Source organism: Streptomyces kanamyceticus, assembly GCF_008704495.1.
GTDB lineage: Bacteria > Actinomycetota > Actinomycetes > Streptomycetales > Streptomycetaceae > Streptomyces > Streptomyces kanamyceticus.
On record NZ_CP023699.1, the window covers coordinates 9256808 to 9278735 of the forward strand.

A 21928-nucleotide genomic window follows, 5' to 3' on the forward strand; every position below is an offset into this window, starting at 1 on the left:
TCCTTTCGGTCTTGGTCCGCACACGGCGATCCGGTCCTCACAGCACGGACGAGAGCGCGGCGAGCAGCGTGTCGTTCGCGCGGGGGTCGCCGATCGAGATGCGGCAGGTGGCGGGAATGACGAATCCGGTGTCGGCGACGACGATCCCCGCGGCGGCGAACCGTGCCATCACCTGTTCGTGCTTGTGCAGTCGGACGAGGAGGAAGTTGGTCTCTGAGGGGAACACCCGCTCCACCGAGGGGTGTTCGGCGAGGGCCGAGGCCATCCGGTCGCGCTCGGCGCGGATGCGCCGGACGCTGCCGAGCGCCTCTTCGCGGTTGGTCAGCCGGTGCCGCGCGGCCCGCTGGGACGCGTCGGTGAACCCGAAGGGCACCTGCACCCGTCGTAGCGCGTCGATGAGACCGGGTCGGGCCAGCGCGATCCCGCAGCGCGCGCCCGCGAGCCCCCACGCCTTCGAGAGGGTCCTGAGCACGATGAGGTTGTCGTGCGCCGCGACCAGACCGGCGTACGAAGGGGTGTCGCTGAACTCGGCGTACGCCTCGTCGATCACCACGATGCCGCGCGTGCGCGTCACCAGGTCGAGCACCTGTGCCCGGTCGAGCCGGGTGCCGACGGGGTTGTTCGGGTCGCACAGGAACGTCACCCGTGGCTCCGCGGCCAGGATCGCCGCCACGTCGAGTTCGCGGAGGTCGTCGCCGCGCAGTGGGGCGTCGACGACGGGCAGGCGCAGGACGCGGGCGAAGTGGGCGTAGAGCGGGAAGGTCGGCGGCGTGACGCAGACGGTCTCGCCGGGCGATGCCAGCGCCGCGAGCAGCAGCATGACGCCGTCGACCGACCCGCTGGAGAACAGCACGTGCTCCGGGCTCAGCGTGTCGACACCCTGGTGGCCCGGCAGCTCCGCGATCGCCGCCAGGTACGTCCTGGCGAGTTCGGTGGTGTCGAGATGGGGGTAGAGGGCGTCGGCGCCGAGGAACGGGTTGGTGTTGCTCGACAGGTCGATCGTGTCGAAGCGCGGCTGGCGGCGGAAGCGGGCGGGGCCGGGGACGGGGACCGCGGCGACGGGTCCGGTCGCGAAGCGTGACAGGGCGGACCCGTCCCCCTCCTCGACGGTGGGCGGTAGGTCCGGGGCGCGCAGCCAGTGGTCGAGGGGGATGAACAGATCGGCGCCCAGGCCCCGCTTGCGCTCGGCGTCCCCGGAACCGAGGTGGACCCATGCCAGGCCGGAGCTCCGCGCGTCGAGGCAGAGCCGGTACAGGGTGGCGTCTTCGAGGTTCCGGCGCGCGCCGGGATCGTCGAGACCGACGGCCCCGGCGAGGTGGTAGGTTCCGCGCCCGGTGTGGGACCGCACCAGGATCGCGACCTGGACGACGGCGTCCTGGGCGTCCGCGACCTCCTCGCGACGGCGCACGAGCAGCTCGGTGCGGTCCGCGGGAGCGCCCTGGGCCAGTGCGTCGAGAGCGTCGGCGTTGTACGGAGTCCGGCCGTGCCCGTCCCGCTCGGCGGCCTGCCGATGGAGCGCGACGAAGGCCTCCCGCGCCCAGCCGTGCGCGCTCAGCTCGCTCAAGCGGATCCGCTCCCAGGTGAAGTCCTGGGACACCGCCTCATGGAGTGCGCGGAGTTCGCGGAGCCGGTCGGCCCCGACGCGGCCGCGCAGCAGATCGTCCACGTCCTCGGTCAGCCGTACGACACACTCGCTGTCGGCGGTGACGGGGACGAAGCCCGCGTCCCGCAGCGCACCGGGGTCGTCGGTGCGCCTCACATGCGGTACGAGGAGTTGGCTGACGCCGAGGGAGCGCGCGCGCTCGATCAGCGCGTCGAGGGCCTGGGGTGTGGGGGCGGGAGTGGTCGGGGCGTACGGTGCCGCGCCGCCGACGAGGGTGGGCCGGTCGGCCACCGCGATGTCCGCCGCGGTCAACGCGGCGATGTCCACGCCCAGTTGGGCCGGGGTGCAGACCGGTGCGTCGGTGCCGAGAGCGGCGCACAGCACCTGCTGGAGCGCGTCGATGTCGATGGGCCTGCGCATGCTGATCCCTAACCCCGTTCGCCGACGGGCTGGTTGGCGGACGTCCCGATGCTGTGCGCGGTGACGTACGCGTCGATGCGGTCGCGGTACTCCTCGAACAGCTCGGCCATGGTGCGGGCGATCCCGGCCCGCCAGCCGACGGCGCAGTCGCCGATCAGCGCGCGGCGGGCCTCGTGGTCGAAGACGGCCGTCTCCCGGCTGAGGTCGCCGCGGTCGAGCTGGACCGGCACGCCGGTGAGCTCGGACATGTACGCGAGGAGGTCGGTCATGCCGACCTCTTCGTCGCCGCCCCAGTTGAGCACGCGCGCGGGCGCCTGCGCCGCGCCCCACAGCAGCGGCACCTGGCGGACGAGGTCGTCGACGTGCAGGAGGTTGCAGTAGTTCTGTCCCTCGCGCGGCACCGCGCAGGGGCGGCCCGCCCGCATCTGGTTGAAGAGGATCATGGGTACGCCGCCATGGCCGTGCACGCCGTAGGCGATGTTGAGGCGGGCTATCACCGCGGGCAGCCCGAGCGCCTCGCTCAGGCCCCGCACCACGCCCTCCGCGGACAGCTTCGCGATCGGGTACGTCGGCAGCCAGGGTGCCGCACCGCCCAGCGGGTCGCTCTCGCGGTAACGATGGGTGCGGTCGGCCCGGTTGTAGACGACTCCCGACGACACGTACAGGAACGCCTCCGCGGTGGCGCAGTGCGTCATCAACTGGGCGGTGCCCGCCGCGTTGACACGGGCCGTCTCGTCGAAGTCCGTGCCGTCGCCCCGGTGCACCGCGGAGTGCAGCACGTGGGTGAAGTCGTCCGGCAGGTCCGTCAGATCACCGGCGGCCATGTCCCAGGTGAAGGTGTGGGCGCCGCGCTCCTCCAGCGACTTGCGCGCGGCCAGGTCGCCGAACCGGCCCAGGCACCACACCTCGTTGTCGGCGGCGAGCGCCTCGGCGACGGGCCGCGCGACCTGGCCCGTACCACCGGTCAGCAGAATCTTCTTGCCTTGCATGCCTTTTCCGTCCTTAGCCGAGCGCACGGGCCAGTTCGCGGCGCAGTGTCGTCTGGAAGGTCTGTACGTGCTGCGGGCTCATCAGCGTGTAGTGCTCGCCCTCGACCTCGATGAACGTGGTGGGGCGCCGGGTGAAGTCGTCCCAGTGGCGCAGCTGGTTGTCCAGCCACTCCTGCTTGGTGCCCTTCAGCGGGGTGCAGTAGAACACGTGCGCCTGTCCGACGGACCCCGAGGGTTCGTAGTCACGGCCGAGGTGCACCATGCTCTGTGCCAGGTGCACCCAGGCGGTGAACCGCTCGATGGTCAGGTCCAGTTCGGTCAGGCGCCGCTTCGGTGCCTGGTCGATCAGCCGAGCCAGTTGGTCGGCCTCGGGCAGCGGGTCCAGACGGGCGGTGAGCTCCGGGATGTCGGCCGCGTCGATCAGTTCGAGGAACAGCGCGAGGTTGATCGCACCCGCGGTGAACGTGATCTCGTTCATGCGGCCCGAGATGCTCGGCGGCAGATTGAACACACCGACGAACTTGACCTCGTCGCCGTCGGCCTCCAGCTGTTTGCCGATCTCGAAGGCGACCGCGCCGCCGTAGGAGTACCCGGCGACGGCATAGGGACCGTGGGGCTGCGCCCGGCGGATCGCCGCCACATAGGTGGCGACCATCTCGTCGAAGGACGCGAAGTGGGTCTCGCCCTGCCCGAACCCGCGGGCCCGCAGCGCGTAGAACGGCCGCTCCCCGGTGAAGTACTTGGCGAGGTTGATGAACACGAGGACCTCGCCGAGGCCCGGGTGCACGCAGAACAGCGGTGTGCCCTCGCCGGTGACCTGCAGCGGCACGAGCGGATCGTACGCCGCGTCGCCGCCCGTGCCCCGGCCGCCGGTGAGCCGTCCGGCCAGCTCTCGAACTGACGGTGCCTGAAGGAGAGTCGACATGGGCACGTCCTCGATGCCGAACTCGTTCTGGATCTCCAGCTTGAGCCGCAGCACATCGAGCGAGGTGCCGCCGAGGTCGAAGAAGCTGACGGTTGCCGGGACCTTTGCGATGTTGAGCGCGCGGGCGTAGATGGCGGCGAGCGCGGTCTCCGTGGTGCCCTCCGGTGCCACGTACCCGCCGAGGAACCGCGTGCTCACCTCGTCCGCGCGGCGGGCCGCCCCGTCGAGGGCGCCGTTCTCGACGGCGGTGCGCAGCCGGGTCCGCTGGACCTTGCCGAGGTTGCCGCGCGGGATGTCCGGGACGGTGACCGGCAGGACGAGGTGCGGGCGGAAGCCCCAGTGCATGACCGTGGAGCTGCGGATCGCCACGATCGCCTGGTACACGGCCGTGTCGTCGGCGAGGTCGCCCTCGGGCACGAAGGCGATGGCGAGCTGCTCGGAGTCGGCGCCCTCGGGCCGGACGGGGAAGGCCGCGACCTGCCCGCGCCGCACCTCGCCCAGCTCGTCCAGGACGGTCTCCAGATCGTGGCTGTAGTAGTTGACGCCGTTGACGATGATGGAGTCCTTGGTACGCCCGACCAGCATCAGCCGCCCGTCGGCGTCGAGCTGTCCCAGGTCGCCGGTGCGGAACCAGCCGTCGGCGGTGAACGCCTGGGTGGTGGCGCGTTCGTTGGCGAAGTACCCGGCGGTGACCATCGTGCCGTGCAGCTGCACCTCGCCGGGTTCGGTGACCCCGGGCCGGTCGGTGGAGGCCAGGACGGTGCCGCTCTCGTCGGCGACGCGGATGCGCAGGCCCTGGACGGGGCGCCCCAGCGGCGGGAACTCGGTGCCCTGGTCGCGGGTGGCGAAGTCCCGGTTGAACACGCTGCCCGCGCAGGTCTCCGTCATCCCGAAGGCGGGGACGATCACATCGCCGCGCAGCCCGTACGGGGCGAGGTTGGCCAGGAACTCCCGCACGGTCGCGGTCACCGTGGCCTCGCCGCCGGAGATGACGTGCCGCACCTGCGACAGGTCCACCTCCCGCTGAGCGGGGGGCCGCTGCGCGAGCGCCTGATTGATCTGCCCGAACAGGAAGTTGGGGGTGAAGGTCACCTTGACGCGGTGCGTCGTGAGCAGCCTGAGGAACTCCACGGGGTCGGCGAGCACGGTCGCCGGAACCGTCATGACCTGGTCGGCGCCGTTCAGCATCGGCAGCAGATGCGCCTCGATCGCGGCGATGTGATCGGTCGATATCCAGTTCAATATCGTGTCGGCGGGCCCCAGTTCGAGCGCACCGGCCTTCCCGGCCTGTGCCGCGAGCAGATTGGCGTGGGTGAGCCTGACCGCCTTGCTCGATCCGGTGGAGCCGGAGGTGAGCATCAGCAGGGCGAGGTCGTCGGGCGCCGCCGCGGGGATCCGGACATGCGCGGGCGCGGCGTGGCTCAGCTCGTCCACCGTCGCCGTCCGCAGTCCGACATCGGGCAGGTCGGCGTGGGACGCCTTGGACACGAGCACCAGGGGATCGCCCAACAGCTCGCGCAGGTACTCCAGTTGAGCCGTCCAGCGGGACGGGTCGGCGGGCGGCGCGACGGGGCAAGGGACGAGCCCGGCGATGAGACATCCCCAGAAGGCGCGGAAGAAGGTCTCGGGTTCATCGGCGACGATCAGGACCCGGTCGCCAGGGGCGGTGCCGCGGTCGTGCAGCCCTTGAGCGATCCGTCCCGCGCACTCCTGGAGCTCGGCGTAGGTCAGGAAGGAACCGCCGATGAACGTGATGCCACGCGAGGTGTCGCGGGCCGCGCTCTCCAGCAGGTGCGGAAGCGTGGAAAGGGAACGGTGATCCGGCATGGGGGCGAAGACCTCCGATCGGAAAAATGGAGAGAGAACTCGAATGAGTAAGAAGAAGGGGGCGGAAAATTGGGCGAATTAAAGGAGATGGGTGTGACGTCAGGTGAATTCCGTGGACGTGCCCGTGGGCTCTCCGCCGGTCACCTGGCATCACCCAGATGCCCTGCATACATGGGGCGCGCGAGGCGGCAGAATGAAATGCGGCGCGGGCCGGGTACGGCTCGGTTCCAAAATCGGGCGGGAGGCGCCGGAGACGTCGGAAGGGTCAGAGACGCCGGAAGAAACCGGCGTCAGGAACGCGGCCTTCTCAGCAGACCTCGTTGAATCTCACGATTTCCTCGATCTTCTTCCGCAGCGTCGCCTCGTCCGGGTCGGAGACGATCGCGTAGCCGACCATCCCGTAGGGACCCACGCGGGCGTCCGGCGTCGAGGGATAGGAGATCTCGTCGAGCTGGAAGGCGTGCTCGAAATCGGCCTGAGTCGCCGTGCCTCTGCTCGAAGGGCGCAAAAGGATATGCGCATGGAAGCGCTCGGGGTTCGGGTCGGCATCGAGCGGCGGAACCCCTTCGCCGAGCGCCAGGCTGATCTCGACGTCAAAGAGGTTGACGCCGTACGTCAGTTCGTCGCAACGCGGGGAAAGGCCGCCGGGTAGGCGCAGCGCACATTCGCCGAACGTCAGTCCTTCGGCTTCCTGGAACATTTCGAGGTGGAAGACGCAGTCGGGCGCTTCGAGGCTCGACAGCGCGTCCGTGGCCAGTGCCTCCGCCTGCTCGTACAGCGCCGCGTGCAGTCTCCTGTCCAGGATGTACGCGGCCATGATGCCGCCCTGCGCGGCGCTGAGGGGCGAGGCGTGATAGCCCACCAGCGTCCACCACCGCAGGCCCCCTTCGCCCCAGACGCCGTCGACGTAGATCTCCGGGGCGTCGATGAAGGATTCGGCGACGACCGCGACGTCCGAGCGGTCGGGGAACGGGCTCAGGGCCTGCTCGTAATCCTCCGGAGAGCGCACGATCGTCGTACGAAGGGAGCCGCCTCCGTTCGCCGGTTTGATGACGAAGGTGTCGCCGAGCTCGGTGGTGAGCTCCTCGAACGCGGTGCCGCTCGGCACGTACCGGCAGTGTGCCCGCCGGATGTGGGGCGGCAGGCCGTTCTTCTGGAGGTACTTGTCCCGGAAATGGAGAACTCTGTGTGAGTCCGGGTTCCCTGGAAGATTGAGCTGTTGTCTCAGATAGGCGGCCCCGAAGACGCCCATTTCATGGCAGCTGAGGACTCCTGCGACGTCATCGATTTGCGCCGCGAGTACCGCGCGCAGAAGTTCGTGGGCATTTTCTATATCGGATACGGCGGTGAAGTCGATGCCCTGGGGAGGTGCTGCGGACTGCGGCACGATATAGAAAGGGGTCAATCCCCTTTTCCGTACTGCAAGATCAAGGTCGTCCCGGTAACCGATGACAATCATTGCGGGCATTCTTGTTCCCCCGAATTACGGCTAGCAAAAACTTTGGAGAAGCCACTTGCCGTACTGCTACCACCCGAGTGGGGCGGTCAGTGCCAACGCATTGGCATCGTGTCACAGGGAAACAGGGATGTGGATATGCATAATCAAGATCTTTTACAGCTGTTGGTGTGAGCTGGGTCACAAATTACGCTTTGTGATGACGGGGTTCGTATTCGTATACGGCGTTTCCGCTCATCACGGTGTATTCGCCATGCTGTTCCCGCATGGCGGTACATGGGGAATATCGACCAGGCCCGGCCCGGCCTCGGTCAGGCCCCGGGCGGACGCACCGCCCGCCCGGGGCCGCCGGTCTCAGCGTCCGCCGGCCACCAGCAGCGGCGCGCCGCCGGGAGCGGACGCGGGACGGCCGTTCGCCGCGGGCACCCCGGCCAGGGGCGAGGCCGGAATGCGCGCGAGCAGGCCGCGCCGCGCCAGGTCGGGGATCACGCCCTCGCCGAACCAGTACGCCTCCTCCAGATGCGGATAGCCGGACAGCACGAAGTGGTCCACGCCCAGGGCGTGATACTCCTCGATGCGGTCGGCGACGTCCGCGTGACTGCCGACGAGCGCCGTGCCCGCGCCGCCGCGCACGAGGCCCACGCCCGCCCACAGGTTGGGCGCGATCTCCAGCTCGTCCCGCGAGCCGCCGTGCAGCGCGAGCATCCGCTGCTGGCCGACCGACTCGCTGCGGCCGAGCGCCTCCTGCGCGGCCGCGATGGTGTCCGGGTCGAGGTCGTCGAGCAGCCGGTTCGCGGTCGCCCACGCCTCGGCCGACGAGTCGCGCGAGATCGTGTGCAGTCGGATGCCGAAGCGGACCGTGCGCCCTTCGCGCTCGGCGAGCCCGCGGATCCAGTCGATCTTCCGCTTGACCTGCTCCGGCGGCTCGCCCCAGGTCAGATAGACATCGCTGTGCCGCGCCGCGACGGGCCCCGCGGCCGCCGACGAACCGCCGAAGAAGATCTCCGGCAGCGGGTCGGGCGGCAGCGCGGTGAGACCGCCGTCGATCTGGTAGTGCTCGCCGCCGAAGTCGAACGGCAGCCCGCTCCACACCCCGCGTACGACCGAGAGGAACTCGTCGGTGCGGGAGTAGCGGCGGTCGTGGTCCAAGTGGTCGCCGAACCGGCGCTGTTCGGTCGAGTCGCCGCCCGTGACCACGTTCAGGAGCAGCCGTCCGCGCGTGATGCGCTGGTAGGTCGCCGCCATCTGCGCGGCGAGCACCGGGGAGATGACGCCGGGGCGGAACGCCACCAGGAACTTGAGCCGCTCGGTGTGCTGGGCGAGCGCGACCGTCGTCAGCCACGCGTCCTCGCACCACGTCCCGGTCGGCGTGAGCACCGCCTCGAAGCCCAACTGCTCGGCGGCCTTGGCGATCTGGGCGAGATACTCGATGTCGGGCGCCCGCACACCGCTGACCGGGGTGACGCGGGAGCGCGTGATGCCGCCGTCGGTGTAGGCGTGCCGGTCGACGAGGGTGCGGCCGTCGCCGCCGGTCGGCAGGAACCAGTGCAGGTGGACGGTCATCGTCAGTTCTCCTCGGGGTACGTGCGCGGCGGGGTGGTGGAGGGCGGCAGACCGCCGTTGAAGCGGGTGTCGACGAAGTCGCCGAAGTCGATGCGGCGCGGGATCAGCGTCAGATCGGTGAAGGTGTCGGCGATGTCCTGCTCGGTGCTGACCACGTTCTTGTCCACGGCGACGGGGACGCGGGTGCCGTTGCTGCGCTTGACCGACGCGAGGGCGACCTCGTACGGCAGGCCCGTGTCCTTCGCCCAGACCTTCGCCCACTCCTCCGGGTGCTTGTAGACCCAGGCCTGGGCCCTGCGCAGCCGCTTCAGGTAGTCGTCGATGGCCGCGGACTTCTTCTTGTCGCCGAGCGCGCCGGGCGCCGCCACCTGGAAGCTGATCCCGTTCACCACGCCCTCGCCGTCGGTCAGGACGCGGCCCTTCTTGGGCTGCAGGATCTGCGAGGTGTAGGGATCCCAGACGGCCCAGGCGTCCACCTTGCCGCCGGTGAAGGCGGCGAGCGCGTCGGCGGGTTGCAGGTACTTGACCTTGATGTCCGTGAAGTCGAGCCCGGCCTTCTCGAGGGAGGCGACGAGCTGGTAGTGCGCCGACGAACCCTGCGCCACCGCGACCGACTTGCCCTTGAGGTCCTCCGTGCGCTTCAGGGGCGAGCCGTTCGGGACGAGGATCGCCTCGCCGTTCGCCGTGCCGTGGCTCGCCGCGATCACGGAGATCTTCGAGTTGGCGCCCGCGGCGAAGACGGGCGGCGTGTTGCCCACCGCGCCGAGGTCGACGGCCTTGGCGTTGATCGCTTCGAGCAGCGGGGGTCCGGAGGTGAAGGTCGACCAGTGGATCTTGTACGTGAGGTCGTCGAGCTCCCCGGCCGCGCGCAGTACCGCTTCCGAACCTCCCCTCTGATCACCGACGTTGAGGGTCAGCGACCCCTTGCCGTCGACGGAGCCACCGGCGCCGCCCGATGAGGTGTCGGCGGACGAGGTGCCGGTGCAGGCGGCGAGCAGCAGGGCCAGGGGGAGGAGCAGGGCGGCTGGGGCGAGGCGTGGTCGTCGCATGGCTGTGGTGTGCGATCCGTTCGTGAGGGGCGTGAGGGGCGTGAGGGGCGTGAGGGGCGTGGCGGGCGTGACGGGCATTCAGGTGGCGGTGTGAGCAGGGGTTTCGGCGGTTTCGGTGGTCTCGGCGGTGCCGGTCCCGCCCGCCGGGTCGGCGTCGTCGGGTCCCTCCACGCCGAGCCGCCGCAGCAGCTCCGCGCGGATCTCGGCGAACCGGGGGTCGGCGATCCCGCGCGGCCGGTCGAGATCGATCTCCCTCTCGTACGCGATGACGCCCTCGTCCATGACGAGCACCCGGTCGGCGAGCAGGACGGCCTCCTCGACGTCATGCGTGACCAGGAGCACCGCGCAGCCGCGGCGCTGCCACAGCTCGTCGACGAGGCGCTGCGCCTTGATCCGGGTCAGCGCGTCGAGCGCGCCGAACGGCTCGTCGAGCAGGAGCAGATCGGGCTCGCGCACCAGCGCGCGGGCCAGCGAGGCGCGCTGGGCCTCGCCGCCGGAGAGCGTCTTGGGCCAGGCGTTCGTGCGGTGCTTGAGGCCGACCTCGGTCAACGCCTGCTCCGCGACGTCGCGTCGGGGCTTGCCCGGCAGGCCGAGCAGCACGTTGCGCCACACCCGCTTCCACGGCATCAGCCGCGGCGACTGGAAGGCGACGGCCTTGCGGCGCGGTACGAGGACGGTGCCCTCGATGTCGCGGTCCAGCCCGGCGAGGATGCGAAGGAGCGTCGACTTGCCGCAGCCGCTGCGTCCGAGCAGGGCCACGAACTCGCCGGGCCTGACGTCGAGGTGGAGCCGGTCGATCACGGCGCGCCCGTCGAAGGAGCGGGTCAGGCCCTCGACGCGCACGGCGGAGCGGGTGGATCCCGCGGGGGCGGTGGCCGCCGGGGTGGTCACCGGCCGGTGAACGTCGGTCGCCATTGCAGCAGCAGCCTTTCGAGGGTGCGGACGATGAAATCGGCGATCAGGCCGAGGAAGGCGTAGACGATCAGGCAGACGACGATCACGTCGGTGCGCAGGAAGTCACGTGCCTGGACCATCACGAAGCCGATGCCGGCGTCGGCGTTGACCTGTTCCGCGAAGACCAGGGCCAGCCAGGCGATGCCCAGCGAGTAGCGCAGCCCGGTCATGGCGCCGGGCAGCGCCCCCGGCAGGATGACGTGCCGCACGAGCCCCCAGCGCGAGAGCCCGAGCGCCTCCCCGGCCTCGATCAGTTGGGAGTCGACGCCACGGATTCCGGCGTACACGTTGAGGTAGAGGGGGAAGGAGACGCCCAGCGTGATGATGGCGACCTTGGGCGCCTCACCGATGCCGAACCAGATGATGAACAGGGGGATGAGCCCCACGAACGGCACGGTCCGCAGCATCTGCACACTGGCGTCCACGAGGTCCTCGCCGATCCGGAAGAGCCCGGAGACCAGGGCGAGCGCGGTGCCGACGACGGTGCCGAACAGCAGCCCGACGGCGACGCGCCGCAGCGAGACGCCCATGGCGGAAGGCAGCGATCCGTCGGCGACCATGTCGCCCGCGAGGCGCGCGATGGTGCCGGGCGAGGCGAGTACGTCGGCCGTCAACGCGCCCGTGGAGCTGAGGACTTGCCACAGGGCGAGCAGCAGGAGCGGGCCTGAGGTGCGGCGCAGCCAGCGGGGGACGAAGGTGCGGCGGCTCGAGGCGGGGACGAGGGGTTCGAGTTCGGGTCCTGGTGCCGATGCGGCTGTCGACCCCGGTTTCGATGGCGACACCGATGCCGAATCCGACGCGGGGCCGGTCCCGCTGTCGGGGTCCTGTTTCTTGGATATACCGGAAATGTCGGCCGAGTCATGCGGCGGGGCATGGCTGATGCTCATGGGGGCTCCACGGCAGGGGGAGGGGTGACCGGTCCGGGACGGCGTGCGTCAGCGGCGCTCGGGCGCGCGTGCCGGGCGAGCGCACACGGAGATCACGCGGGAGCGGCGGAGAACGGCGGCGGACCGGCCGGGCGGTGGGGAGAGTAAGGGGAGAGCGAGTGAGAGGGCGTCAGCAGCCGCGACGACACGCGGAGGAGGCCACCCGCAGCAGGTCGATGTGACCGCGCGTGGTGAGCAAGGCTGAACGCAACATGCCGCAGAACGTAGCCAGATCGCGTACGCAGGGTCAATGCCGTCTCGAAAGGCGGACGTCACATATCAGTGATCGGATGGTGCCGTCGGCGATCAGCGGCTGTCGTGAGGGAGGATGGACCCATGTCCGATGCCTTCACCACCCGGGTCCTGCACATCGCCACCGGCTCGGCCGAGACGGTCGTCGACCTCACCCAGGACTGCGAGCGCTTCCTGCGGGAAGCGGCGGCAGGCCGCGACGGCCTCCTCAACGTCTTCGTCCCGCACGCCACGGCGGGCATCGCCGTCCTGGAGACGGGCGCGGGCAGCGACGACGACCTCCTCGCCGCGCTGCACACGCTGCTCCCCGCCGACGACCGCTGGCAACACCGCCACGGCAGCCCGGGCCACGGCCGCGACCACGTCCTGCCCGCCCTTGTCCCGCCCCACGCGACGCTGCCGGTCGTGGGCGGCAGCCTGGAACTCGGCACCTGGCAGTCGGTGTGCCTGGTCGACACGAACCGGGACAACCCACAGCGGCAGGTCCGGTTGTCGTTCCTGGGCTAGTGGCCTGAAGACTGAAGACCGCGCAGGACTACCGGGCGCGCCCCCGCCGCCCCATCGCAAGCCCTCCGCACAGCGCTGCCAGCGGCAGCTCCGCCGCCACCGCCATCGCCACCGCCTGCGCGAACTCCGCGCCCGGCGCCGACGTCAGCAGGTCCGCCGTCGCGTCGGCGAGGAGGCACAGCGCCGCCCCCGCGGCGGCCGTGCGGTGCCGACCGTCGCCCCGCAGCAGCGAGCGGCCCGCCGTGATCAGCGCGGCCGCCTCCAGGGTGTCGAGGGCTATCCACGCGACGGCCTGCTCGGGCGGAAGGGTCGCGGCCAGGTAGGCCATCCACGGCAGCAGGACCGCTCCGGCTCCGACGAGCAGCCGCCCCTGCCAGCGATTCCAAGTGGCCGTATCCGTACGAGAGGTGAGAGTGATGAGGGTCATCGCGGGCGGCGCCTTCCGGTGTCGTGGACCCGGGTTTCGGGCTCACGGCCAAGGCTTCGCGGAACGGCGGCCAAGATCAGTAACGCTGCTTTCCGACTTGGGGTGGCACTAGCGTTACCCCCGACCCGGACCCTGGCCGCATGGCCCACGCCCGACCTGGGCGGATACCGTCGTACGCATGATCCACACAACCCGTGCACTGCTCGGCGCACTGGGCCGCCCGCTGAAGGAACCCCTGCGCCGCGCCCGGCGACTCCTGGGCGCGCGGATCGCCTTCCTCGCCACCGGCGTGCTGCTGCACGGAACCGCGTTCCTGCTGTGGGTGTGGTTCTGGCTGATGCTCTTCTACGCTCCCGGGGGCGCCCTCGTCCCCCTGGCGCTCGGCCTGGCTTCGGTGGTCCCGGCCGCCTGGCTGCACCGGCTGCGCTTCGCGGCGTACGTGCGGGACGCGGAGATCCCGCGCGTCCCGCCGCTCCGCGGGGGGTACGGCCTGGTGCGCGGCTGGCTGCGGATGCGCTCGCGGCCGTACTGGCGCCAGGCCGCGCACCATTTCCTCGCCGGGATCGTGATGGGCATCGCCGAGGCGGCGGTGCTGACCCTGCTGGTGGGTTCGGTCGCCGCCGCCACGGTCTACGCCTGGGAGTGGGCGCTGCCCGACCCGTGGCGGGACGCGTACGCCGGCTACTCCACCCAGATCGCCTTCCTCATGATCGTGGGTGTCGTAGGCCTCTTGATTGCTCCGCGCACCTTCAACGCGCTGATTCGCGTCGAACAGCCCGTCGTCACAAGGCTGTTGGGCCCAAGTCGTGCCGAGGAGCTGGAGCGGCGTGTCGAGGACCTCGCGGAGCGGCGCGCCGAGACCGTGGCCGCCGCCGACGCCGAGCGGCGCCGCATCGAGCGGGACCTGCACGACGGCGCCCAGCAGCGCCTCGTCTCGCTCGCGGTCAACCTGGGCCTGGCCCGCGCCACGCTCACCGATCTGGCGCCCGAAGCGCGCCAGGTCATCGACGAGGCGCACCGCGAGGCCAAGGCCGCCATCGAGGAGATCCAGCTGCTCGTACGGGGGCTGCACCCCGCCGTCCTGGAGGACCGGGGCCTGGACGCGGCCCTGTCCGGGATCGCGGCGCGCGCCCCGCTGCCCGTCAGACTCACGGTGTCCCTGGAGGAGCGGCCCGCGCCCGCCGTGGAGGCCGTCGCCTATTTCGTCGTCTCCGAGGCCCTCGCCAACGTCACCAAGCACGCCGGGGCGGAGGGGGCAGAGGTGAGCGTGGTCCGCTCGGGCGGCATACTTCAGGTGATCGTCTCCGACGACGGCGTGGGCGGCGCTGATCCGGCCGGGGGCAGTGGACTCGACGGCCTGCGGCGGCGTGTGGCCTCCGTCGACGGGACGTTCTCGATCAGCAGCCCCCGAGGGGGCCCGACCGTCGTGACCGTGGAGCTGCCGTGCGTGCTGTGATCGCCGAGGACTCGCTGCTGCTGCGGATCGGGGTGGTGAAGGTCCTGCAGGCCGCCGGGTTCGAGGTGGCGGCCGAAGTGGGCGACGCCGAGGGGCTGTTGGCGGCGGTCGACGAACACCGCCCCGACATCGCGGTCGTCGACGTGCGGATGCCGCCCGGCTTCACCGACGAGGGCGTACGCGCGGCCCTCATGATCCGGCAGCAGTGGCCGGACACCGCGGTCCTGCTGCTCTCGCAGTACGTCGAGGAGCGCTACGCCGCGGACCTCCTGGCCACGCACGCCGGAGGGGTCGGCTACCTCCTCAAGCAACGGGTCGCCGACGTCGAGGAGTTCATCGAGGCCCTGCGCCGGGTCGCCGCGGGCGGCACGGCCCTGGACCCGCAGGTCGTCTCGCAGCTCATCCTGCGCCGGAGCGACGACCCGCTCGACCGCCTCACCCCGCGCGAACGCGACGTACTCGCCCTGATGGCCGAGGGCCGCTCGAACGCGGGGATCGCCGCGGAACTGGTCGTCAGCGAGAGCGCGGTGGCCAAACACATCAACAACATCCTCGCCAAACTGGACCTCCCGATCACGGACACGGACCATCGGCGGGTGCTCGCGGTGCTGCGGTACCTGGGCAGGGCCTGACGCTGATCACACGTTCAGCATGCCCGACGTGTCGATGACCTGACGGATCGCCCGGCCCGAGGCCAGTTCCTCCAGCGCCGTGTTGATGTCCGTCAGCGGGAGCGTGCCGCTGTGCATGTGTTCCACCGGCATCAGGCCCGCCCGCCACAGGTCCAGGAACCTCGGGATGTCCCGGCGCGGTACCGCGTCGCCCATGTACGAGCCCAGCAGGGACTTGCCCTCGCCCGCGAACGCGAGGGCGGGCACCTGGAGCACGCGGTCGGGTGCGGGCAGGCCGACCGAGACGACCTTGCCGCCGCGGGCCACGGCCGTCAGGCACTCCGCCATCACCTGTGCGCTGCCCACCGCCTCCACCGCCAACTCGGCTCCGCCGGAGGTGAGTTCGCGGATATCCATGACCGCGTCGTCGGGGGCGTACGCATGGGTCGCGCCAAGGCGCAGGGCCAGCTCGCGCTTTTCCTGGACGGGGTCGACCGCGATGATCGGGTACGCCCCCGCCGCGCGGGCGCCGAGGACCGCGGAGAGGCCCACGCCGCCCAGGCCGTAGACCACCGTCGACTGACCGGGACGCAGGGCCGCCGTGTTGATCACCGCGCCCGCGCCCGTAAGGACCGCGCAGCCGAACATCGAGGCGACGGTGAACGGGATGTCCTTGGGGATCGGCACCACCGATTCCTGGGCGAGCACCGCGTGTTCGGAGAATGCCGAGACGCCCAGCTGGTGGAGGACCGGGGCGCCGGAGGCGTCGGTCAGGAGCGACGGGCCGTGCAGCAGCGCACCTGAGCCGTTCGCCGCCGCGGCCTTCGCGCACAGGGCGGGACGGCCCGCCGCGCAGTCGCCGCAGAAGCCGCAGCTCGGTACGTAGACCAGCGCCACATGGTCGCCGGGGGAGACCCGGCCGACGCCGGGCCCCGTCTCCTGGACGACCCCCACCGCCTCGTGGCCAAGCGCCATCGGCAGCGGACGGACCCGGTCGCCGTTGACCACCGAGAGGTCCGAGTGGCAGAGCGAGGCGGCGGCGACGCGTACCAGTACCTCGCCCTCGCGCGGGGCCCCGAGTTCCAGCTCCTCCACCTCGACAGGGCGGGTCTCGGAGTACGGGCGGGACGTCGACGTCCCGCGCAGCACCACCGCGCGGGTCTTCACGCGGTCACCTCCGTACGTGGGGCGCAGCGCAGCACGTCGCGGCTCTCCAAGAGCGGGACGACCTTGCCGAGCACGATCTCCTGGAAGTGCGGGGTCGCGCAGTGCGCGGTGAAGTCCGCCTCGGAGACGTACTCCTCGTACAGGACGATCGCGCGCGGGTCCTCGGTGCCCTGGTGGACCCGGTAGGCGAGGTTGCCGGGCTCCTGGCGGGAGGCGGCGGCGACCGTGTCGAGCAGGGGCAGGACGGTGTTCTCCGCTCCGCTTCTGGTGCGGTAGCGGGCTACGACCACATAGGTCATGGGGTTACTCCTCGGGTGCGGCGGGCCTCTTCACAGCGGAGGGCGGGACCGGCGGCAGCTGGTCCCTGCGCAGACTCCAGAGGCGGGGATCGGACGTGGCGGCCGCGGCCGACCCGAGGGCCAGGGCGAGCGCGACGTCCGCGGGGGTCTCCACGAAGCCCGCGGCCACCGAAGGGGACATCGCGCGCTGTGCCTGCGCGCTCATCCGGGCGACGATCGGGGCGGGCATGATCTCGACCAGGTCCGGCGCCCCGCGCGAGATCGCGTCCGTGGAGCGGCGCAGGTTGGACCGGTCGGTGACGAACACCTTCATCATCGTCAGCAGGCCGAGCGGGCGGCCCTTCTCGATCAGGGAGAGCCGCGTGCTGACCACGCCGTGCGCGCCCATGTTCTTGATGAACTCGAGCGCGCCCCGGTCCTGGGCCAGACCGGGGCTGCTGTCCACGTTCACGAACACGGTCTTCCCCGCCCGGCCCAGCGCCGGGACGACCTGGGGCAGCTGTCCCACGGCGAACGAGGCGAGGATGCAGACCTTGGCCGGTGCGGTCAGGAACTGCCGCAGCGGCTGGGGGCCGACGACCGACGCGACGACCGGCACCTCGGCGAACGCCGCGGTGAGCCGGGGGTCGAGCGCGGCACAGGGCCGGGAAGGGGAAGGGGGCATGGCGGTGACCTGTCAGTTCAGCGGAGACGTACCGAATCGGCTGGGAAGGCCCAGCTTGCCAGGGTTGAGGATCCCGGCCGGGTCCAGGGCGTTCTTCACCGCGACGAAGGTCGCGAAGCCGGCGCCGAGGGATTCCTCCAGGTAGGGGCCGCGCAGCAGCCCGCAGCCGTGGTGGTGGCTGAGCGCCGCCGCGTGCTTGATCAATACGCCGTTCGCCGCGTCCCACACCGAGCGGTACCAGTCGCGGCGCGCCTCGGGTGCCACGTCGCCGCGCAGCGAGAAGTAGACGCAGGCTCCGTCGGTGTACGCGTGGGACTGGTGGGCCGAGGCGGCCAGGGTGCCGGGCACCGACTGGATGGCGGCGACCACCTCGTCGTAGATCACCGGCAGGTCCGTCCAGGACGCCGCCATCTCCAGGGTGTCGGCCACGAAGCCGGGCCCTGGCGTGAAGCCGTCGGCGGACTTGCCGACCAGCATCCGCTCGTCCAGCCAGCGCGCGAAGACCGCCTCGCTGTCCAGCTCGGGACCGTACGCCGCGCAGACCTCGGCCGCCACCTTGATGGAGGCGTCGACGATGGCAGGGTCGCCCTCGTCGGCGATGAGCAGGAGGTTGGTGTCGGGGTGGCCGAAGTGGGTGCCCGACTCCAGCGTGTCGTAGAGCCGCAGGACGGCCGGGGTCGCGCCGCGCTGCATGATCTTGCGGCAGGCGTCGAGGCCCTCGGCGAAGGTCGTGAAGCCGTACGCGACGGCCTTGGCGTACTCCGGCAGCGGGTGGACCCGCAGCCGCGCCGAGACGATGACGCCGAGGGTTCCCTCGGAGCCGACGAACAGCTGGCGCAGGTCGGGGCCGACCGCGGCGCGGGCGTAGTCGCCGTAGGTGGCGCGCGTGCCGTCCGCGTGCACGACGTCCACGCCGACGACCATGTCCTCGATCTTGCCGTACCGGGTGGAGAGCTGCCCCGCGCCGCGGCAGGCGACCCAGCCGCCGACCGTGGAGACGGCGAACGCGGAGGGCCAGTGGCCTGTGGTGACGCCGTATTCCTCCTGGAGCTGCTTCTCGAAGAGGTCGCCGAACATGCCCGCCTGGACGTCCACGATGTTCGACTCGGCGTCGAAGCCGGTGATCTCGTTGAGGCCGCAGACGTCGAGCACGACGCCGCCGAAGACGGGGAGCGCCGCACCGGTCACGTTGGAGCGTCCCGCGGACGGGGTGACGGGTATGCCCGCCTGGTGGCAGATCCGCAGGACGGCCGCGACCTGGTCGGCGTCGGTGGCCTCGACGACCACCGCGTCCGGCGTCGCGGGACGGCCCTCGGTCTCGCCGATCATCGATCCCGCCCACCAGTCACGGGTGCTCGTGACGACCTCGTCGCGGGCGGTGTGCACGGCGTGCGCGGCCTCGCGCAGCGCCTCGACCACGCTCTCCGGCACCTCGACCGGGTCCACCTGGAGGGCGGCCTCGCCGTCCCCGATCGGGGTGTTCCGCGCCCACTTGGCGAAGCTGGGGGCGCCGATGGTGTAGTTGCCCCGGTTGAACGGGTGGGTGATGGTCTGACGGCTGATCATGCTGCTGCCCCTTCGAGGAGTACGGACTTTTCGTGCCGGACGGCTGCGAGGTAATCGGAGACCGAACGCTCCACCTCGGCCTCCGGGAGGTTCAGTTCCTGGCCGAGGATCGCGCCGACGGCCTCGGCGGCTTCGACGGACGCGTCCCGGGCGAAGAGCCGGGCGCGCATCCGGCGGGAGAGCACGTCGTCGACCGAGCGGGCCAGCTCGGCGCGGGCCGCGTACACCACCTCGGCCTTCGTGTACGGGAGTCCCGCGACGATCGGCGCGGCGAGCGCCGGGTCGTCCTGGATCAGGTCACCGACGAAGCGGGCCTCGGTGCCGAAGCGCTCGCCGAGGTGGGCGGCGATCCCGCCGGAGGCCGCGACGGCCTCGGCGTCGTAACCGGCGCCGCCGAGCAGCGGCAGGTTCGCGGTGCGGCTCTTGCCCTTGCGGCCGAGGACCGCCATCACCTTGTCGACGACGAGTTCGCCCATGTGCCTGCTGGTGGTGAGCTTGCCGCCGGTCACCGTCACCATGCCGGTGCGGCCGACGGTGATGTGGTGGTCGCGGCGCATGTCGAGGGTCGCGCCCTCCTTGCCGCCGACCAGCGGGCGCAGACCGCCGATGGAACCGACCACGTCGTCCGGGGTGAGCTTCCCCTCGAAGGCGGTGTTGGCGCCCTCAAGGAGGAAGTCCATCTCCTCGCGGGTGCAGTGCACGTCGTCGGGGGAGCCCCGGTAGTCCTCGTCGGTGGTGCCGAGCACGACGCTGTTGCCCCAGCGGGTGCAGGTCGCGCGGCGGGCCCGGCCCGGGATCGGCACGGTGACCGTGCAGTTGATCCGCACCTTGTCCCACGGCACCACGATGTGGACGCCCTTGGCGGGCCTGACCTGCGGCTCGTGCCCGTCGTCCGCCTTCGCGTCGAGCTCGTCGGTCCATACGCCGGTGGCGTTGACGACCGCCCGCGCACGGATGTCGAAGGTGTCGCCGTCCGCGGAGACCCGGGCGCCCGCCACCTTGCCCAGATGCGTCAGGAGACCCTCGGCCCGCGCCCCGTTCAGGACCGTCGCGCCGAGCGCGGCCGCCGTCCGGACGATGGTCAGGACGAGGCGGGCGTCATCGGTGCGGGCGTCGAAGTACATCAGCCCGCCCTTGAGGTTCTCCGCGCGCAGCGTCGGCGCCTGCGCGAGCACCTCGGGAACGGTGAGCCGCTGGTGCAGCTTGCCGATCCGCCAGCCGCCTACCAGGTCGTACGTCCACAGCAGACCCTCGAAACCCTTGGCGAGGCGGGCGTCGAAAACGCCCTCCTTCTCCAGGATCGGGAAGAGGAACGGCAGCCGGTGCACCAGGTGCGGGGCGTTCTTGCGGAACCTGTGCCGTTCCAGGAGCGAGTGGCGGACGAGGTTGACGTTGCCCTGCTCGATGTAGCGCAGGCCACCGTGCACCATCTTCGAGGACTTCGACGACGTACCGGAGGCGAAGTCGTCCTTCTCGACCAGCGCCGCGCGCAGCCCGCGCGAGGCCGCGTCGAGCACGGCGTACGCCCCGGTGATGCCACCGCCTATGACGAGCACGTCGAAGGTGTCGTCGGCCAACTGCCGCTTGAGTGCCTTCCGGTCGAGCAACAGGGGCGTTCGGCGGGCCGCCGCGGCGCTGCGCCGCGGCTTCCTGGCGGGCATGGTGATCACAACATCAACTCCTGGTGGGGGTGTGCGGTTCGGGGTCGTTCAGGGGGAGCAGCGCCGGGTCGCCGAGGTGGGCGATCAGGACGTCGCGCCAGGCCGACCGCTGCGCGGTGCGCTCGGCCGCCGCGATCGCGGGCTCGAAGATCCGGCCGAGCGGCTGTGCCTCGACGACCTCTTCGAGCGAGGACCACAGGCCCTGGGCGACACCGGCGAGATACGCGGTGCCCCGCAGGCTCGCGGTGGCGGAGTCGGCGACGCGCTCAAGGGGCAGCCCCGTCAGGTCGGCCTGGATCTGCAGGAGCGGGTCGCTGCCGGAGACGCCGCCGCCGACCCGGAGCCGGGTGAACGGCGTGCCCATGGTGTCGGCGACCCCGTCGATCAGGTCGCACACCGAGTGCGCGATCCCGTCGAGCACGGCGCGGGCGAGATCGGCGCGGGTGGTGGCGAGGGTGAGCCCGGTGAGGGCCGCGGTGGCCTCCGGATGCCAGACAGGCGTACGGACCCCGGCGAGCGCGGGGACGAAGCGCGGGGTGCGGCCCGGCCGGGCGGGGGCGAGAGCGGCCTCCTCACCGAGCTCCTTGGGCGAGGCGAACAGGCCCAGTCCGTCGCAGAGCCAGTGCAGCGCCGAACCCACCGTGGAGGTGTACGCCTCCAGGCTGTAGTGGCTGACGTCGCCCTGCCGCCGCCCCGGCTGGGCGAGCACTCCGGAGATGTCGGGGCGGGGCAGGGCGGGTGTGGTGCCGGTCGCCGCGTCGACGAAGGCGCCGGTCCCGTACACGCACATGCCCTGCCCGGCGGCGAGGCCGCCGAGCGCGACGAGCGCGGCGTGCTGGTCGCCCATGGAGGCGGCCAGTGGGACGGCGATGCCGAGGACGGCCGGGTCGGTGGTGCCGAATCCGGCGTCGTCGGAGCGGAGCTCGGGCAGCAGGTCGAGGGGGAAGCCGAGGTGGTCGATCCACTCCTCGTCCCAGGCGTGCCGCTCAAGGAGATAGCCGCCGGTGGAGGCGGCGTTCGTCGGCGTCGTGGCGTGCACGGCGCCGCCGGTGAGCCGCCACATCAGCCAGGTGTCGACGGTGCCGAAGAGCAGTCGGCCCTCGTGGTGCGCGGCGGCCACCTCCGGGTGCGTGGCGATCTGCCGGGCGGCCCAGAGGAAGGGGGCGCGGGCGCCGACGGGACGGCCCTGGCGGGCCAGCAGGGCGGCGTCCCACTCCGTCGCGTACGCGGTGAGCTCGGCCGCGTGGCGCCGGTCCTGCCACACCACGGCGGGCAGCAACGGCCGCCCGGTCACCCGGTCCCACAGCATCGCGGTCGCCCGCTGGGTGGCGAGCGCCACCGCGGTGATCTCGATGCCTTCCTCGTGCGCCCGGCCGACGGCCCGGCGCGCCACCTCGACGGTGGCCGTCCAGATCTCCATCGGGTCCTGCTCGACCGAGAGGTCGTCCGGGTGGCCGACCTTGATCGACCGGTAGAACACCTCGTGCGCGGCACCGGAGTCGAGGACCACTCCGGCACGGGTGCCCGTGGTGCCCTCGTCGATGGACAGCACACCGCGCCGTCGGGCGGCGCCGGGGAACGTCTGTGTCATGACAGCCCTTTCATG

At 71.3% G+C, this 21928-nt stretch carries 19 protein-coding genes; 3 read left to right on the forward strand and 16 right to left on the reverse strand.

Annotation, left to right across the window (positions count from 1 at the left end; translation table 11 throughout):
• Positions 1-37: 37 nt before the first annotated feature.
• The 9 genes from CP970_RS40085 to CP970_RS46075 all read right to left on the reverse strand — a co-directional run bounded on the left by CP970_RS40085 (position 38) and on the right by CP970_RS46075 (position 11926).
• Entirely contained in the window at positions 38-2023 is a 1986-nt protein-coding gene (locus tag CP970_RS40085; protein WP_150494587.1) for a pyridoxal phosphate-dependent aminotransferase, read from the reverse strand.
• An 8-nt stretch (positions 2024-2031) separates the two neighbouring features.
• The gene (locus tag CP970_RS40090) at positions 2032-3012 is read right to left on the reverse strand and encodes an NAD-dependent epimerase/dehydratase family protein (protein WP_055554237.1); all 981 of its coding nucleotides are present in this window, start codon (positions 3010-3012) and stop codon (positions 2032-2034) included.
• A 13-nt stretch (positions 3013-3025) separates the two neighbouring features.
• Positions 3026-5764: a non-ribosomal peptide synthetase gene (locus CP970_RS40095; RefSeq protein WP_055554234.1), complete on the reverse strand. Its 2739-nt coding sequence runs from the start codon at positions 5762-5764 to the stop codon at positions 3026-3028.
• Between the two features lie 307 nt (positions 5765-6071).
• Positions 6072-7223 carry an ATP-grasp domain-containing protein gene (locus CP970_RS40100; RefSeq protein WP_317987177.1) on the reverse strand — a complete coding sequence of 384 codons (1152 nt, stop codon included), beginning with the start codon at positions 7221-7223 and terminating at the stop codon, positions 6072-6074.
• A 351-nt stretch (positions 7224-7574) separates the two neighbouring features.
• A complete protein-coding gene (locus CP970_RS40105; RefSeq protein ID WP_055554229.1) occupies positions 7575-8783 on the reverse strand; it encodes an LLM class flavin-dependent oxidoreductase in 1209 nt (402 codons plus the stop codon).
• A 2-nt stretch (positions 8784-8785) separates the two neighbouring features.
• Positions 8786-9832 carry an ABC transporter substrate-binding protein gene (locus tag CP970_RS40110; RefSeq protein WP_055554239.1) on the reverse strand — a complete coding sequence of 349 codons (1047 nt, stop codon included), beginning with the start codon at positions 9830-9832 and terminating at the stop codon, positions 8786-8788.
• A gap of 78 nt (positions 9833-9910) precedes the next feature.
• Entirely contained in the window at positions 9911-10747 is an 837-nt protein-coding gene (locus CP970_RS40115) for an ABC transporter ATP-binding protein (protein ID WP_224058975.1), read from the reverse strand.
• The gene (locus CP970_RS40120) at positions 10720-11673 is read right to left on the reverse strand and encodes an ABC transporter permease (protein ID WP_055555327.1); all 954 of its coding nucleotides are present in this window, start codon (positions 11671-11673) and stop codon (positions 10720-10722) included. The genes CP970_RS40115 and CP970_RS40120 overlap by 28 nt, the downstream gene beginning before the upstream one ends.
• Positions 11674-11842: 169 nt before the next feature.
• Positions 11843-11926 carry a putative leader peptide gene (locus CP970_RS46075; protein WP_355809829.1) on the reverse strand — a complete coding sequence of 28 codons (84 nt, stop codon included), beginning with the start codon at positions 11924-11926 and terminating at the stop codon, positions 11843-11845.
• A gap of 122 nt (positions 11927-12048) precedes the next feature.
• On the opposite strand from CP970_RS46075, the gene CP970_RS40125 reads away from it, so the two are divergent.
• Entirely contained in the window at positions 12049-12471 is a 423-nt protein-coding gene (locus tag CP970_RS40125; protein WP_055555329.1) for a secondary thiamine-phosphate synthase enzyme YjbQ, read from the forward strand.
• 28 nt (positions 12472-12499) lie between these two features.
• Here the strand turns inward: CP970_RS40125 and CP970_RS40130 are convergent, their stop codons facing one another.
• Positions 12500-12898: a hypothetical protein gene (locus CP970_RS40130; RefSeq protein ID WP_055555332.1), complete on the reverse strand. Its 399-nt coding sequence runs from the start codon at positions 12896-12898 to the stop codon at positions 12500-12502.
• A 178-nt stretch (positions 12899-13076) separates the two neighbouring features.
• Between CP970_RS40130 and CP970_RS40135 the strand changes: the two genes are divergently transcribed.
• Both CP970_RS40135 and CP970_RS40140 read left to right on the forward strand, forming a co-directional pair.
• Positions 13077-14354: a sensor histidine kinase gene (locus CP970_RS40135; protein WP_055555334.1), complete on the forward strand. Its 1278-nt coding sequence runs from the start codon at positions 13077-13079 to the stop codon at positions 14352-14354.
• Positions 14342-14986 carry a response regulator gene (locus tag CP970_RS40140; protein WP_055555337.1) on the forward strand — a complete coding sequence of 215 codons (645 nt, stop codon included), beginning with the start codon at positions 14342-14344 and terminating at the stop codon, positions 14984-14986. The genes CP970_RS40135 and CP970_RS40140 overlap by 13 nt, the downstream gene beginning before the upstream one ends.
• Positions 14987-14992: 6 nt before the next feature.
• On the opposite strand, the gene CP970_RS40145 is transcribed toward CP970_RS40140, so the two are convergent.
• From CP970_RS40145 to CP970_RS40170, 6 genes are read right to left on the reverse strand one after another with little or no spacing between them, the layout of a single operon-like run.
• A complete protein-coding gene (locus CP970_RS40145; RefSeq protein ID WP_055555340.1) occupies positions 14993-16132 on the reverse strand; it encodes a zinc-binding dehydrogenase in 1140 nt (379 codons plus the stop codon).
• Positions 16129-16431, reverse strand: a complete 303-nt coding sequence (locus tag CP970_RS40150) for a putative quinol monooxygenase (protein WP_055555343.1) — start codon at positions 16429-16431, stop codon at positions 16129-16131. Before CP970_RS40150 ends, CP970_RS40145 begins: the two co-directional genes overlap by 4 nt.
• A gap of 4 nt (positions 16432-16435) precedes the next feature.
• Positions 16436-17095: a glycerol-3-phosphate responsive antiterminator gene (locus CP970_RS40155; RefSeq protein ID WP_055555345.1), complete on the reverse strand. Its 660-nt coding sequence runs from the start codon at positions 17093-17095 to the stop codon at positions 16436-16438.
• A gap of 12 nt (positions 17096-17107) precedes the next feature.
• Entirely contained in the window at positions 17108-18661 is a 1554-nt protein-coding gene (locus CP970_RS40160; RefSeq protein ID WP_055555347.1) for an FAD-binding oxidoreductase, read from the reverse strand.
• Positions 18658-20331, reverse strand: coding sequence for a glycerol-3-phosphate dehydrogenase/oxidase (locus CP970_RS40165; protein WP_055555350.1), 1674 nt, complete (start codon positions 20329-20331; stop codon positions 18658-18660). The genes CP970_RS40160 and CP970_RS40165 overlap by 4 nt, the downstream gene beginning before the upstream one ends.
• Positions 20332-20335: 4 nt before the next feature.
• The gene (locus tag CP970_RS40170; protein ID WP_055555352.1) at positions 20336-21913 is read right to left on the reverse strand and encodes an FGGY family carbohydrate kinase; all 1578 of its coding nucleotides are present in this window, start codon (positions 21911-21913) and stop codon (positions 20336-20338) included.
• Positions 21914-21928 lie beyond the last annotated feature (15 nt).

Coding starts and splice junctions, on each gene's coding strand:
- CP970_RS40085 (WP_150494587.1), bottom strand. CDS start 2,023: ATGCGCAGGCCCATCGACATCGACGCGCTCCAGCAGGTGCTGTGCGCC.
- CP970_RS40090 (WP_055554237.1), bottom strand. CDS start 3,012: ATGCAAGGCAAGAAGATTCTGCTGACCGGTGGTACGGGCCAGGTCGCG.
- CP970_RS40095 (WP_055554234.1), bottom strand. CDS start 5,764: ATGCCGGATCACCGTTCCCTTTCCACGCTTCCGCACCTGCTGGAGAGC.
- CP970_RS40100 (WP_317987177.1), bottom strand. CDS start 7,223: ATGATTGTCATCGGTTACCGGGACGACCTTGATCTTGCAGTACGGAAA.
- CP970_RS40105 (WP_055554229.1), bottom strand. CDS start 8,783: ATGACCGTCCACCTGCACTGGTTCCTGCCGACCGGCGGCGACGGCCGC.
- CP970_RS40110 (WP_055554239.1), bottom strand. CDS start 9,832: ATGCGACGACCACGCCTCGCCCCAGCCGCCCTGCTCCTCCCCCTGGCC.
- CP970_RS40115 (WP_224058975.1), bottom strand. CDS start 10,747: ATGGCGACCGACGTTCACCGGCCGGTGACCACCCCGGCGGCCACCGCC.
- CP970_RS40120 (WP_055555327.1), bottom strand. CDS start 11,673: ATGAGCATCAGCCATGCCCCGCCGCATGACTCGGCCGACATTTCCGGT.
- CP970_RS46075 (WP_355809829.1), bottom strand. CDS start 11,926: ATGTTGCGTTCAGCCTTGCTCACCACGCGCGGTCACATCGACCTGCTG.
- CP970_RS40125 (WP_055555329.1), top strand. CDS start 12,049: ATGTCCGATGCCTTCACCACCCGGGTCCTGCACATCGCCACCGGCTCG.
- CP970_RS40130 (WP_055555332.1), bottom strand. CDS start 12,898: ATGACCCTCATCACTCTCACCTCTCGTACGGATACGGCCACTTGGAAT.
- CP970_RS40135 (WP_055555334.1), top strand. CDS start 13,077: ATGATCCACACAACCCGTGCACTGCTCGGCGCACTGGGCCGCCCGCTG.
- CP970_RS40150 (WP_055555343.1), bottom strand. CDS start 16,431: ATGACCTATGTGGTCGTAGCCCGCTACCGCACCAGAAGCGGAGCGGAG.
- CP970_RS40155 (WP_055555345.1), bottom strand. CDS start 17,095: ATGCCCCCTTCCCCTTCCCGGCCCTGTGCCGCGCTCGACCCCCGGCTC.
- CP970_RS40160 (WP_055555347.1), bottom strand. CDS start 18,661: ATGATCAGCCGTCAGACCATCACCCACCCGTTCAACCGGGGCAACTAC.
- CP970_RS40170 (WP_055555352.1), bottom strand. CDS start 21,913: ATGACACAGACGTTCCCCGGCGCCGCCCGACGGCGCGGTGTGCTGTCC.